An 11,866-nucleotide genomic window follows, 5' to 3' on the forward strand; every position below is an offset into this window, starting at 1 on the left:
GTGCGACAGAAAAGTGTAGAGTCGGTCACTGACTCGTGGTAACCGCCGACGGTTTTATACTCTTGTCGCATTTGTAACCTCTTACGAGAACCATACTAGTGTGTTTTACACACACATCTATCCGGTTGCGTCCCAGTCGGGACTGTCGACGGGACGGAGCGCAAAATGGGGCGTCAGCAGACTGCTCGGCGGACCCGATTAGCTGTACTTGGCGATGGTCTGGGCCAGCGCCTCTTTTTGCTGGACACCGACCATCTGCTCGGCCTGTTGGCCGTTGGCGAACAACACCAGCGTCGGCACGCCCTGCACGCCGTACTGTCCGGCGAGTTGCTGGTTCGCGTCTACGTCGACTTTCGCAACTGCGGCGTCAGTTTCTTCGGCGAGCGACTGCACGATTGGTTCGAGCATCTTGCACGGTCCGCACCAATCCGCGTAGAAGTCAACCAGTACCACGTCGTACTGCTGCACTGCTTCGTCGAGTTCCGCCTGCCCGTTGACGTGAATCGGTTCGGACGGTGCATTGGCTCCTTGATCCTCTTCGACCAGTTGTTCGCGCTTTTTCTTTCGGATGTCCTCGAGTGAGTTGTCCTCGCTCATCGAGAGACCGTAGGCACTGGAAGGTTTTAGTTGTTTGCATATTTTCCACAATACTACGTGGCTGTGGGTTCACACCACGGCCGGCAGCGACGGGACGGCAGCTGGCGCGACGGCGACGACAATCTGTCCGACACCGGCGAGGACCAGTACGGCTCCGGCAGCGTTCTCCAGGAAGGCACCGTGGCCGGCTATTCGACCCGCGGCAACGTCCAGACCGAGGCCGACTGCGATAGTGATTGCCAGTAACGGCACCGCGACGCTGGCTGCGTAGACGGTGACGACGGCCGCTGCGGCCGGCACGGGGAGCGAGATTGCCTGCACCACGACGGCCAGAAAGATGGGGAGGACACAGCCGGCCGACGCGCCTGCGTACCCGACGCCAAAGAGTGCGAACCCGGGCGTATCCGCACGACGTGCCGGCAGCGGCACGCGCCAGCTGGGACCGCGTCCAGTCACGACGAGCGCACCGAGGACGACGAGTGCGACGCCGACGGCCGGTTCGACGACCGGGAGCGCCCGGGTGACGGGCCGACCGACGACGATTGCCAGGCCCGCGAGCGTTCCAAGTGCCACGAGGACACCGGTCGCGGCCGCTATCCCGCGTGCTGCGATGCCGGCTGCGTGCTGGTCGCCCCCCGATGCGCTCGCGTAGTAGCCGACGTAGCCCGGCACCAGCGGGAGCGCACACGGCGACAGAAAGGTCGCCAGGCCGGCCCCGGCGGCGAAGGCGAGATGGCCGGCGAGCGGCTCGCTCACGCCTGCCCACCGGCGCGAGCCGACTGAATCTCTTCGGCGAGTGTTGCCGTCTCGACCCGGCCGGAGTGCGACCACGTCACGGTCCCAGCGGCGTCGATGACGACTGCTGTCGGGACGCTGGTTGCGTCGTATCGGCGGGCGAGTGTGGTGCCGTCGTCGGTGGCGACGGGCCAGGAGCCGTCGTGGTCGGCCCACCACGACGCGACTTCGTCTTTCGAGACACTCAGCCCGACGGGCTCGCTAGTCACCGAGAGAAACTGCACATCGTCGTCGACGCGCTGGTAGGCCTCGCCGACGACGGGCATCTGCGAGGCGCAGATATCGCAGGTCGTCGCGAAGAACTCGACGAACGTCACGCGCTCGGGGGCCGGAACGGTCACCGTTCCCGCGTCGCTGCCGGGAGCATCGATGGTCTCGACGGTCACCGGTCCCTGTTCGCTGTCGCGCTCTCCTGTCGCCGATTCGCCGAGACTGTCACAGCCTGCGGTCGCGGCTGCCGTCGCGCTGGCGAGCGTCGCGAGCAACTCACGCCTGCGCACGCGAGTCACCCCCAGCTGTCGACCGTCTCGCTGTGTCGCTTACCATGGCTGGAAATGAGGGAGCGGGACTGCCGGGAGTGCGATGCCGAGTGCGGCGAGTCCGTGCTGGAGCGGGATGTAGCCGAGGACGACGAACGCGACACCCAGTGCCCTGTGGAGGTGTTTGCGGCCGCTGACGTCCAGACCGTTGAACACCGTCCCCGTCAGGAAGACGGCCGGAATGGTCCCCAGGCCGAGTGCGGCCAGCGCGGCTGCCCCGCCGAGTGCGGACCCCTGAACGAAGGCGTACAGGTACGCAGGATACAGCAGCGGACAGGGGAGGAAGCCGTGGACCGCACCCAGCCCGGCGATGCGGTAGTCCCCTACCCAGGCGTCCACGCGCGGGAGCAGGTGCCCGCGCACGGCCGCTGCGACGCGTTCGATGCCCGGTATCGGGACCGTTCGGCCGCTGCCACCAGTGGCGTAGCTGGCACCGACGGAAGCGACGACCAGACCCACGGTGATACCCGTGACGGCGCGGACCTCCGTCGCGACGAGGGTCACGTCGCGGATGCTGACGAAGACAAGCTCTCCCGCGAGCCCGAAGAGCCCGCCGAGTAGCGTGTAACTGGCCGTTCGGCCGAGGTTGAACAGCGCGTGCTGGCGAACCTGTCGGAGCGTGAGGATTCCGTCTCTGCCGGTCTCTCCCATCCGGTCGGCGTAGGTCGCGACGAGCGGCCCGCACATCCCGATACAGTGTGCACCGCCGAGTAAGCCGACGAGCGCCAGTACGGGAAGTCCGATCGTCTCCGTCCCGAGCAGTGGATTGGCTGGTGTGCATGTTGCCATCGTCAGGTGGTGGCATCGACGACCGTTTCCACGTCCGAGAGGACGCGCTCGTGGTCGGGACTATCGGTCCGATAGGCCCGTTCGACGACGCCGTCGGGATTTCGGAGGAATGTCAACGAGAGGTGCCGGAAATCATAGCCCGGCAGACGCTCTGATTCTCCCGCACCGATACGGTCGAAGGTGATACCGAGTTTCTCGTCGACGACGGCTTTGGCCCGGTCCTCGCTCTCCGGGCGGAGAAAGCGCCAGTTCCCCGCGTCCATGTCGACGTTCATCTGCTGGCCGTACTCTCGGAGCGTCTCCGCATCGTCCCGCGCGGGGTCGAACGTAATCGCCAGGAACGTCACGTCCCCGTCGATTCCCTTCTCGACGGTTCCCTGCTGGACGCCGGCCAGCTGCCCGATGAGGCGGACACACTCTACCGGACAGGTCGCAAAGAAGCCAGTCACGACCAGCGTCTCGCCCAGGTCGGCCGTCGAGACCGTCTCCCCGGCCAGCGGGTCCGGAACGGAAAAATCCGGAAACGCCTGTCCGTAGGCCGGATAGGGGATGTCCTCACTGTCGTACTGCTGGTCTGCGGGCCTGTCGAGTACTGGCTCGCTTTGTCCGTCACTGTCTCCGAGGACTGACGTGAGACAACCTGCGCTCGCGACGGCAGTCCCGATGCTGGCTGCAAGATACGTCCGTCTGTCCATCACTCAGCAGTAGCGGACTGACGCAGGTAAGCAATCTGGTGCACTTCTCGAAATACTTCGATGGGTGCACCAGACTACATTTGTATTTCTCTGACGTACCTCTCGGTATGCCCAGACGAGACGGTCCAGCCCTCGACCGACGAACGCTGCTCGCACTGCTCGGAACCAGTTCCGCTGCCGCCCTCGCGGGGTGTGGCGGTGACGACGGAAACGGCGGCGATGATGGAAACGGCGACGACTCCCCGGACGCTACGCTGACCGACGATGTCCCCGACGAGTACGAGACGGCAACCGCACTGAACGGGCAACAGCGCGACCCCGACTCGCTCTCCTCGAAAGACGCCGTGAGTTACCAGGACCAACCAGAAGGGGGCCAGCAGTGTTCTGGCTGTGCCTTCTACATCCCGGACAAGAACGGCGACGACATCGGCGCCTGTGCGATCGTCGAGGGGAACATCGAGCCAGATGGCTACTGTGTCAGCTACGTCGCACACGAAGAGGACGGCGACGGCGGCGACACCGTTCAGGCCGTCGACGTGCCCGAGGACGCGACGTGTGCTGTGTGCGATATGGACGTCGCAAACTTCCCCGAATGGAACGCGCAGACGGTCCACACCGACGACACGCGGGAGTTCTTCTGTACGTCGGGCTGTGCGACGACCTACTACGCAGCCACGGACGAGTTCGCCGAGACAGACGCCGATATCGCGGGGCTTTGGGTCAGGGACCTCGAGACGAGAGAACTCGTCGACGGGACGAGCGCGTACTACGCGCTGGAGACCGACTCGGACCGACTCGACGACCCGATGCGCCTGAATCCGGCGCCCTTTGCGAACCGCGAGGACGCCGTGGCGTACGTCGACGAGGTGGATACTCTCACAGAAGAGGATATCGTCGAACTGTCCGCGTTCGACCGCGACCTGGCGAGTCAGTACCGCGGACGGTTCCTGGAGTAGCTCCCACGGCCGCAAGCCAGCGGGAACTCTGGCACGGCGAGGCCGCGAGTTTTCTCACGAAGGGCTTAGTCCGACAGTATCAGTCGGCGAGATTGGCATCGACCAGTCGGGTGAAGCGGTCGACGAGTCGGTCCGGCAGCGAGGGCGTAATCTCGTCGAGGAGACGTCTGGTTTCGTCGGGTCTCGTCAGTCGGATGTAGCTCCGGCCGTGTTCGTCGTAGCACTTCTCGGCGACATCGGCGTCGACGAGCGTCGAGACGTGCCAGGAAATCGTACTCCGCGCGACATCGATGTCGTCGGCCAGGTCCGCTGCCGCCGGCTCCGTCTCCTCCAGGGCGTAGACGATGATACTGCGGACAGTCTCCCGCCGGAGCAGTGCGATCGTCCGCTGCTCCCACGGGTCGTACCCGTCCGGAAAGTAGTGGGTCCGTCCGCGGACCTCAGTCGTGTCTAGCGTCCCCGAATCGAGCAACCGGCGGATGTGGTACTGCGCTTGCCCGGTTGCGATATCGAGGTTCCGGGCGAGTTCGTTGAAGTGGACTCCCGGATGGGACTCGACATGCTGGTGGACTGCACGTCTCACGTCGCTCATATCACTCCTCGCTAGCTCCCTGTCACATAAATAGGCCACACCTGTTCCCGGGCAGCGAGAACGAACGAGTCAGACCGACGGCGACGGAGGACCGCTGCGATAGAGCGCGTAGAGAACGAGTGTCGCCACCGCGAAATCGGAGCCGTGTTCGATGAGGTGGTGAATCGGCATGGGGACGATCCCGAGTGCCGTCCCGAACCCGACGACGGACCGGCAGACGAGCAGCCCGAGTGCGACTGTCAACAGCAGATACACACTCGTCCCGCGGCGTCGATACCCTGCCACCCCGACCAGAAACAGCGCCGCCGTCCCGAGTGTCGCCAGTCCGAGAACGACGAGCAGTACCGCCGCTTCGGTCCCACTTAACCACTCTCCGACTGCCTGGTACATCGCTCTGTCGCCTCTACACGCTCGGTTGGCGAGTGTGTTACGACTTCGAGCCGCTCGTCGCACCTCGGGTATTGTGAACTTTATGCAAAATTATTTGACTCTTCCGTCCGAAGCACGAATATGGAACAAAACGTCGGCGGACTAGACAGAACTGCACGGCTCGTCGCAGGGCCGCTCCTGGCACTCGTCGGCATCGCTGCGCTCGTCGAAGTCCTCCCGCTGGGGACTGTTCCGGGAGCAATTGCGCTCCTGCTCGGGGTCGTCTTCCTCGTCACCGGGCTATCGCGCACGTGTATCCTGAATCGACTGCTCGGCATCGACACGAGTGGCCGATAGCACTGGGACGTAATGGTTGAACCGCGCGCTGCGGTGACCGCGTTTCTGGAGACCCACCGCGAGTCGCTGGTCGAACAGGCACACGACCTGCTTGCCGTCGACACGCAGAATCCACCGGGCGAGACGGCGTCGCTTGCCGGGAGTCTGGAGACCACGCTGTCGGCGCTGGGCCTCGATACCGAGCGCATCGTTGCCGACCCGGCGAAGCCGAACCTCCTCGCGACCCTCCCCGGCGAATCCGACCGGACGTTACTGTACAATGGCCACCTCGATACGGTCCCGTTCGACGAGGAGACGTGGACCCACGACCCGCTCGGCGAGCGTGACGGTGACCGCCTCTACGGGCGCGGCGCGACGGATATGAAAGGCGCTGTCGCTGCCATGGTTCTGGCCGTCCGGGCCTTCGCCGAGACGGAGACGACACCACCAGTCACACTGCAGTTTGCCTTCGTGAGCGACGAGGAGACGGGTGGCGAGGCTGGCCTTCCCACACTCCTCGCCAATCGGGACCTGGCTGCTGACGGCTGTGTCATCGGGGAAACAACCTGTGAACAGGGCCGTCACTCGGTGACGGTCGCCGACCGGGGGAGCATCTGGCTCACGCTCACTGCGACCGGGACGGCGGCCCACGGCTCGCGGCCGATGCTCGGCGAGAACGCTATCGACCGACTCTACGACGCCGTCGAGCGCATCCGGACCGAGTTTAGGACCGACCGCCTCGACCTGGACGCAGCACTCGACCCCATCGTCGAGGAGTCCGTCGAGTACTACGCGCCACGCCTCGGTGAATCCGCTGCCAGAGAGCTGTTCACCTATCCGACGGTCAACCTCGGAACTATCGAGGGCGGTGAAAGCATCAACTCCGTCCCACAGTCGGCCCGCGCTCGCGTCGATATCCGACTTGCGCCGGCCGTCGACACCGAGCGTATCCTCGCGCGTATCCGTGAATGTGTCGACGGTTGTACTGGCATCACCATCGAGGAGGTGAGCTGGAGCGTCGGTACCTACGAACCTGTCGATAGTCCGCTGGTTAAGGCCGTCGCCGAGACGGCCGAAGATGTCACCGGCGAACGAATCTACCGACGGAGTGCCACCGGCGGTGGTGACGCGAAGACACTCAGAAACGCTGGTATCCCAACCGTCGAGTTCGGACTGGGAACCGATACTGTCCACGCCGCCGACGAGTACACCACCGTCGAGGCGCTCGCCGGCAACGCCGCCGTTTACGCGGCGCTCCCGTTCGCGTTTGCGAGCGCGTGACCGGCGGGGCCGGTCTACTCCGTCTCGATGGCGCAGGTTGTCGGATCGCCCGTCCGTGAGAGATAGCCCACGAGGACAAGGATACCCAACCCGCGCAGGAGGTTCCCGTGAAACGGCATGAGAGCGACGACGCCGGCAACGCCGAGCAGGCCGAGCACACCCGCCCCGCAGCTGGCACAGCCCGCTGCAAGCACTCCGGGGAGGACTCCAGTGAGACCACCGGCTCGCTGGACTCCTTGAGTACGAATCTGGGCGCCGGCAACGACGACGGCCACGCCCGTGAGAACTGCGTAGACGACGACGAGGCTCACCCCGAACCACCCCGCCGTGGCGTAGGTGTTGGCAGTCAGCGCAAACACCGTCTCGTCGAGATAGCCGAGGTCTGTCTGGAGCATCTGAATCGTGTAAGTTGGGAACGCACTCAGGATGAGCAGACCGTAGGTTACGACCGCGATAAGACCCGAAAGTAGCGTTCGTGTCCCTGTCGTCAGCGGGTACACGAGCGCGGCCACGAACCGGTCAGCGTGGCGGGCGACAGCGTCAGTCATGCGGTCAGCTGGTCCATCGCGCGTTCGAAGTTCTCGTAGGGCTGTGCGCCGACGAGTTTACCGGCCTTTTCGGTTTGTCTGTTGCCAAAGAGGAACGATGGCGTCCCTTCGAAGCCGTACTCCCGGGCGACCCGGCGCTCTGCCTCGACGTGTTCTTCGAACTCGGCTCGACGGCCGTCCAGACAGGTCCCAACGGCATCACTGTCGACGCCGTCGACAGACGCCGTCATCGAGAGCAGGTTCTCACGGTTTGCCCAGCCGGAGTTTTTCGGCTCCTGATTCGCGTAAATAGTCGACCGCCAGCGCCAGTACCGCCCGGGTGCAGTATCGCGGACCTGCTCCCAGACGCACCGGTCTGCAACTGCGGCGGTCATCGAGTCTTCACCCATATACGGGAGTTCGAGGAAGACGACGCGTACGCGGCCACTTCGTACGTCGTTTTCGATTAGTTTCGGGAGCGCTTCGTCTTCGAACTGCTTGCAGAAGGGACACTGGTATTCGCCCCAGTAGAGTAAATCGAGGTCGGCCGATTCGCGCCCCATAATCGGGTTGTCGGTCAAATCGACGCCAAAACTGGTCGCAGTACTCTGGTGAAAGGGTGGCGGGTTACGTTCCGACCCGGTCGTCGGGTCTGACTCCGTAAGTTTGGACGCACCGTACACGACGCCACCGCCAGCGCCGAGCGTTGCAACCCCGGCAGCGAGCACACGCCGACGGCTTACTGAATCTGGAAGGGCCATCTAGTATTGCCCCAGAAGGACAATACAGGTAAATGTTACAATCCCGGGACTGGTCGCGGTTGGTGACAGGGCATCCGTCAGCAGTGCCGTCTTTGAGAGTATATTTTAGATCGAAAAGCTCGGGCCGTGGCCCTGAACTCCCCTCTCCCGCGTTACTTCGGGTTGCTCTCCAGACACTCGGCCAGCGGTTCCAGAATCTCGTCGGAGACCGAATATGGGTCCGTTTCGCGGTCGTGGACCTGTGCTGCGTACTGGTCGAGGCCGCCGCGATTCTCTATCTCCGTTTCGAGTAACTCGCTAGTGTCCTCTCGGAGCAGTGTCCGAATCTCCTCGGCGTAGCGCATCCGTGCCTGCTCTTCGAGTTCGCCGCTCGTTGCGAGATAGTCGCGGTGGTCGGCCAGCGCGTCGAGGACGTCCTGGACGCCCTGGCTGTCCTTGGCGACTGCCTCGACGACGGGGGGCACCCACCCGTCTTCCTCGTCGGTCTCTCCGTCTGCCATCTCGTCTGGATGGTCGAACCCGCCAGCGTTCGCGCCGTGGTGGCCCACGCGCGATGGCATTCCGCTGTCGCGATACTCGATCATCTCTTTGAGCTCCATGACTGTCCGGTCTGCGCCGTCGAGGTCGGCCTTGTTGACCACGAACACGTCGCCGATTTCGAGGATGCCGGCTTTGAGCATCTGCACGTCGTCACCGCTACCCGGCGGAACCAGGACTGCGACGGTGTCTGCCATCTTCACAATGTCAATTTCGTTCTGGCCGGCACCGACGGTCTCGATGATAATCTTGTCTTTCCCGAAGGCGTCGAGGGCTTTGACAGCGTCCGTCGTGGCCGTCGAGAGGCCGCCCAGCGAGCCACGGGCTGACATCGAGCGGAAGAACACGTCCATATCGCCGGTGTTCGAGGCCATCCGGATGCGGTCGCCCAGCACCGCGCCGCCGGTAAACGGTGACGAGGGGTCGATGGCGATGACTCCCACGGTGAGTCCTCGGTCGCGATAGGTCGCGGCCATCTTGTCGACGAGCGTCGACTTACCTGCACCCGGCGAACCCGTGATACCGATGACATCGGCGTGGCCGGTGTGCTGGTGCAGTTCCGAAACCAGGTCACGGTAGCCCGGCGCTCTGTCTTCGATTTTCGTGATGACGCGTGCCAGTGCGCGGTGCTTGCCGGCGAGGAGGTCGTCGGTGAGCTCGGTCGTCATCGCCGTTCGGGGACGTGCTCGCGGACGTACTCTATCATCTCGTCCATCGATGCGCCGGGACCGAACACTTCGGCGACGCCTGCGGCTTTCAGGTCGTCTTCGTCGTCGTCCGGAATGATACCACCGACGAGAATGAGTGTGTCTTCGAAGGCGTCGTACTCCTTGAGCCCCTCGACGATTCGCGGGACGAGTGTGTCGTGTGCCCCGGAGAGAATCGAGATACCCAGCACGTCCACGTCTTCCTGGACTGTCGCCTGGACGATTTCGTCAGGCGAGCGATGGAGGCCGGAGTAGATAACTTCGAATCCGGCGTCGCGGAACGCACGCGAGATAACGTGGGCTCCCCGGTCGTGCCCGTCCAGTCCCGCCTTGGCGACGAGACATCGAATCGTTCGCTGCTCCTGGTCTGCGCTCATACACCATACCTACCCCGTTTTCTCGTTTCACTGTTACGGTCACCCAACCCAACCCTGGCTGAGATAGTACAACCAGCGTGGACCGCTGACCGCCCGAATCGATGACTCGGGACTGTGCTTTTGTCCGTCTGGCCCCTCCGTCGGGGTATGCAACGGTCCCAGCAGTCGGCCCCGCGCGGACAGGAATCCGCTCCCCTCTCAGCGGGCGGTGACCACGCCCTCCGCGTCGAGGGGCTCTCCAAGCGGTTCGGCAGCGGCGACGAACAGGTCGTCGCCGTCGACGACGTCTCCTTTACTGTCGAAACTGGGTCGGTCGTCGGTCTGCTGGGGCCAAACGGCGCTGGAAAGACGACGACGATCAAGTCCATTCTCGGGATGGTCCTGCCCGACGAGGGGTCAGTCCACGTCGACGGCATCGACATCCTCGCCGAGCCGCGCGAGGCGTACCGCCACGTCGACGCGATGCTCGAGGGAGCGCGAAACGACTACTGGCGACTCACTGTCCGCGAGAACCTCCGGTATTTCACCACGATCAAGGGTGTCGACCCGGATTCGATTGCCGACCGTCACGACCGCCTGCTCGAAAAGTTAGACCTCGCTGAAAAGGCCGACGAACCAGTTCGCAGCCTCTCCCGCGGCATGAAGCAGAAAGTCTCGCTGGCGAGTGTGCTGGCCAGCGAGGCCGACGTCGTCTTTCTGGACGAACCGACGCTGGGACTGGACGTCGAGAGTTCCCGAACGCTCCGGCGGGAACTCCGTCGTATCGTCGAGGAACGCGACCTGACCGTCGTCGTCAGCAGCCACGATATGGATGTCATCGAGGATATCTGCGACCGGGTCATCATCATGAACGACGGCCGAATCATCGCCGACGACAGCGTCCCGAACCTCCTCTCGGGTGGGGGAACCCGCAGCTATCGGGTCACCAGCCCCGACTTCGACGAAGCGCTGCTCGGGAACGTACGAGAACGCTTCGACGTGGTCGATGTCCACCGGTTCGACGACCGAATCCGTATCGAGGCGGCGACCGACAGCGACGGCTTCTACGCGCTCGCGGCGTACCTACGCGACCACGACGTGCGACTGGATGCGGTCAATACCATAGAAGCGGACCTCGAAGACGTGTTCGTCGACCTTACGGGGGGAGAACGGTGACTGGACCAGAGTCAGAGCGAGTCGAACCCGCTACCGAGGCCCGTCCGGCAGGCTACCTGCTGCTGGCGAAGGCAGTACTTTACCGGGAGTGGCTCATCTTCGTTCGCTACCCGGCCAACGCTGTCGGTGGCATCGTCATCTCGCTGTTCTTTTTCGGGGTGTTGTTCTACGGTGGACGGATGATTGCCGGCCAGGCACTGACCGATTCTCTGGAAGGGATTATCGTCGGCTACTTCCTCTGGACGCTCTCGGTCGGGGCGTACTCAGCGCTCTCGAACGACATCGCGAGCGAGGTGCAGTGGGGAACGCTGGAGCGACACGTGATGACGCCGTTCGGATTCGCACCGGTTGCCTTCCTGAAGGGCATCGCCAAAATCGTCCGGACGTTTCTCACCTCGTCGCTCATTCTCGCGGTGATGCTGGTGGTGACACAGACGCCGCTGCAGTTGCCCGTCGGGACTATCGTGGTCGTCTCGACACTCGCCATCGCGTCGGTTCTCGGACTGGGGTTTGCGGCGGGGGGCGTCGCCGTCCTCTACAAGCAGATCGGCAACTGGCTCAACCTGTTGCAGTTCGGCTTCATTCTGCTCATCTCGGCACCGGCGTTCGACCTGGGATGGGTCAGATTGTTGCCACTGGCACAGGGGAGTGCCCTCCTCCAGCGGGCGATGGTCGACGGGACGCGCCTCTGGGAGTTCCCGCTGCTCGACCTCGCTGTTCTCGTCGGGACGGCCGTCGGCTACGTGTTCCTGGGATACGTCGTCTTCGAGCGGACCACCCGTCGGGCGCGCAAACTGGGCGTCCTCGGTGACTACTGACCGACGAAAATCCAAACCAACTACTCTCTGCAGAC

16 protein-coding genes are annotated in these 11,866 nt (G+C 63.8%); 5 read left to right on the forward strand and 11 right to left on the reverse strand.

The window, feature by feature from the left end:
* Nucleotides 1-198: 198 nt before the first annotated feature.
* The 5 genes from trxA to WDJ60_RS08145 all read right to left on the reverse strand — a co-directional run bounded on the left by trxA (nt 199) and on the right by WDJ60_RS08145 (nt 3,415).
* Complete coding sequence (gene trxA / locus WDJ60_RS08125; protein ID WP_340099856.1) at nt 199-597, reverse strand: thioredoxin; 399 nt, start codon at nt 595-597, stop codon at nt 199-201.
* A 69-nt stretch (nt 598-666) separates the two neighbouring features.
* Complete coding sequence (locus WDJ60_RS08130; RefSeq protein WP_340099857.1) at nt 667-1,353, reverse strand: cytochrome c biogenesis protein CcdA; 687 nt, start codon at nt 1,351-1,353, stop codon at nt 667-669.
* Entirely contained in the window at nt 1,350-1,892 is a 543-nt protein-coding gene (locus WDJ60_RS08135) for a TlpA family protein disulfide reductase (RefSeq protein WP_340099858.1), read from the reverse strand. Before WDJ60_RS08135 ends, WDJ60_RS08130 begins: the two co-directional genes overlap by 4 nt.
* Before the next feature lie 39 nt (nt 1,893-1,931).
* Complete coding sequence (locus WDJ60_RS08140; protein ID WP_340099859.1) at nt 1,932-2,720, reverse strand: sulfite exporter TauE/SafE family protein; 789 nt, start codon at nt 2,718-2,720, stop codon at nt 1,932-1,934.
* Between the two features lie 2 nt (nt 2,721-2,722).
* Nucleotides 2,723-3,415: an SCO family protein gene (locus tag WDJ60_RS08145; protein ID WP_340099860.1), complete on the reverse strand. Its 693-nt coding sequence runs from the start codon at nt 3,413-3,415 to the stop codon at nt 2,723-2,725.
* Between the two features lie 107 nt (nt 3,416-3,522).
* On the opposite strand from WDJ60_RS08145, the gene WDJ60_RS08150 reads away from it, so the two are divergent.
* Nucleotides 3,523-4,371, forward strand: a complete 849-nt coding sequence (locus tag WDJ60_RS08150; protein WP_340099861.1) for a nitrous oxide reductase accessory protein NosL — start codon at nt 3,523-3,525, stop codon at nt 4,369-4,371.
* A 79-nt stretch (nt 4,372-4,450) separates the two neighbouring features.
* Here WDJ60_RS08150 and WDJ60_RS08155 read toward each other — a convergent pair whose 3' ends face one another.
* Nucleotides 4,451-4,963, reverse strand: coding sequence for a winged helix-turn-helix transcriptional regulator (locus WDJ60_RS08155; protein ID WP_340099862.1), 513 nt, complete (start codon nt 4,961-4,963; stop codon nt 4,451-4,453).
* 69 nt (nt 4,964-5,032) lie between these two features.
* Nucleotides 5,033-5,353: a DUF7471 family protein gene (locus WDJ60_RS08160; protein ID WP_340099863.1), complete on the reverse strand. Its 321-nt coding sequence runs from the start codon at nt 5,351-5,353 to the stop codon at nt 5,033-5,035.
* Between the two features lie 120 nt (nt 5,354-5,473).
* Here WDJ60_RS08160 and WDJ60_RS08165 point away from each other — a divergent pair, with 120 nt between their 5' ends.
* Nucleotides 5,474-5,689 carry a YgaP family membrane protein gene (locus WDJ60_RS08165; protein ID WP_340099864.1) on the forward strand — a complete coding sequence of 72 codons (216 nt, stop codon included), beginning with the start codon at nt 5,474-5,476 and terminating at the stop codon, nt 5,687-5,689.
* Between the two features lie 12 nt (nt 5,690-5,701).
* Nucleotides 5,702-6,949 (forward strand): M20 family metallopeptidase, encoded by a 1,248-nt coding sequence (locus WDJ60_RS08170; RefSeq protein WP_340099865.1) that lies wholly within the window; start codon nt 5,702-5,704, stop codon nt 6,947-6,949.
* A gap of 14 nt (nt 6,950-6,963) precedes the next feature.
* On the opposite strand, the gene WDJ60_RS08175 is transcribed toward WDJ60_RS08170, so the two are convergent.
* The 4 genes from WDJ60_RS08175 to WDJ60_RS08190 form a co-directional block, all read right to left on the reverse strand.
* On the reverse strand, nt 6,964-7,497 hold the full coding sequence (locus WDJ60_RS08175; protein ID WP_340099866.1) for a hypothetical protein: 534 nt from the start codon (nt 7,495-7,497) through the stop codon (nt 6,964-6,966).
* Nucleotides 7,494-8,237 (reverse strand): DsbA family protein, encoded by a 744-nt coding sequence (locus tag WDJ60_RS08180; RefSeq protein WP_340099867.1) that lies wholly within the window; start codon nt 8,235-8,237, stop codon nt 7,494-7,496. The genes WDJ60_RS08175 and WDJ60_RS08180 overlap by 4 nt, the downstream gene beginning before the upstream one ends.
* A gap of 152 nt (nt 8,238-8,389) precedes the next feature.
* Nucleotides 8,390-9,442: a methylmalonyl Co-A mutase-associated GTPase MeaB gene (gene meaB, locus WDJ60_RS08185; protein ID WP_340099868.1), complete on the reverse strand. Its 1,053-nt coding sequence runs from the start codon at nt 9,440-9,442 to the stop codon at nt 8,390-8,392.
* Nucleotides 9,439-9,858, reverse strand: coding sequence for a cobalamin B12-binding domain-containing protein (locus WDJ60_RS08190; RefSeq protein ID WP_340099869.1), 420 nt, complete (start codon nt 9,856-9,858; stop codon nt 9,439-9,441). Before WDJ60_RS08190 ends, meaB begins: the two co-directional genes overlap by 4 nt.
* Before the next feature lie 147 nt (nt 9,859-10,005).
* On the opposite strand from WDJ60_RS08190, the gene WDJ60_RS08195 reads away from it, so the two are divergent.
* Together WDJ60_RS08195 and WDJ60_RS08200 are read left to right on the forward strand one after the other, a co-directional pair.
* Nucleotides 10,006-11,013 (forward strand): ABC transporter ATP-binding protein, encoded by a 1,008-nt coding sequence (locus WDJ60_RS08195; protein WP_340099870.1) that lies wholly within the window; start codon nt 10,006-10,008, stop codon nt 11,011-11,013.
* Nucleotides 11,010-11,831, forward strand: a complete 822-nt coding sequence (locus WDJ60_RS08200) for an ABC transporter permease (RefSeq protein WP_340099871.1) — start codon at nt 11,010-11,012, stop codon at nt 11,829-11,831. Before WDJ60_RS08195 ends, WDJ60_RS08200 begins: the two co-directional genes overlap by 4 nt.
* The last annotated feature ends 35 nt before the right edge of the window (nt 11,832-11,866 follow it).

The organism is Salinibaculum salinum, from assembly GCF_037645885.1.
In the GTDB taxonomy this organism is placed as follows: domain Archaea; phylum Halobacteriota; class Halobacteria; order Halobacteriales; family Haloarculaceae; genus Salinibaculum; species Salinibaculum salinum.

What these genes read in the sequence shown, in the direction of transcription:
- WDJ60_RS08170 (WP_340099865.1), top strand. Translation starts at nt 5,702, where the DNA reads ATGGTTGAACCGCGCGCTGCGGTGACCGCGTTTCTGGAGACCCACCGC.
- WDJ60_RS08150 (WP_340099861.1), top strand. Translation starts at nt 3,523, where the DNA reads ATGCCCAGACGAGACGGTCCAGCCCTCGACCGACGAACGCTGCTCGCA.
- WDJ60_RS08165 (WP_340099864.1), top strand. Translation starts at nt 5,474, where the DNA reads ATGGAACAAAACGTCGGCGGACTAGACAGAACTGCACGGCTCGTCGCA.
- WDJ60_RS08190 (WP_340099869.1), bottom strand. Translation starts at nt 9,858, where the DNA reads ATGAGCGCAGACCAGGAGCAGCGAACGATTCGATGTCTCGTCGCCAAG.
- WDJ60_RS08155 (WP_340099862.1), bottom strand. Translation starts at nt 4,963, where the DNA reads ATGAGCGACGTGAGACGTGCAGTCCACCAGCATGTCGAGTCCCATCCG.
- WDJ60_RS08145 (WP_340099860.1), bottom strand. Translation starts at nt 3,415, where the DNA reads ATGGACAGACGGACGTATCTTGCAGCCAGCATCGGGACTGCCGTCGCG.
- WDJ60_RS08175 (WP_340099866.1), bottom strand. Translation starts at nt 7,497, where the DNA reads ATGACTGACGCTGTCGCCCGCCACGCTGACCGGTTCGTGGCCGCGCTC.
- WDJ60_RS08195 (WP_340099870.1), top strand. Translation starts at nt 10,006, where the DNA reads ATGCAACGGTCCCAGCAGTCGGCCCCGCGCGGACAGGAATCCGCTCCC.
- WDJ60_RS08140 (WP_340099859.1), bottom strand. Translation starts at nt 2,720, where the DNA reads ATGGCAACATGCACACCAGCCAATCCACTGCTCGGGACGGAGACGATC.
- meaB (WP_340099868.1), bottom strand. Translation starts at nt 9,442, where the DNA reads ATGACGACCGAGCTCACCGACGACCTCCTCGCCGGCAAGCACCGCGCA.
- WDJ60_RS08160 (WP_340099863.1), bottom strand. Translation starts at nt 5,353, where the DNA reads ATGTACCAGGCAGTCGGAGAGTGGTTAAGTGGGACCGAAGCGGCGGTA.
- WDJ60_RS08180 (WP_340099867.1), bottom strand. Translation starts at nt 8,237, where the DNA reads ATGGCCCTTCCAGATTCAGTAAGCCGTCGGCGTGTGCTCGCTGCCGGG.
- trxA (WP_340099856.1), bottom strand. Translation starts at nt 597, where the DNA reads ATGAGCGAGGACAACTCACTCGAGGACATCCGAAAGAAAAAGCGCGAA.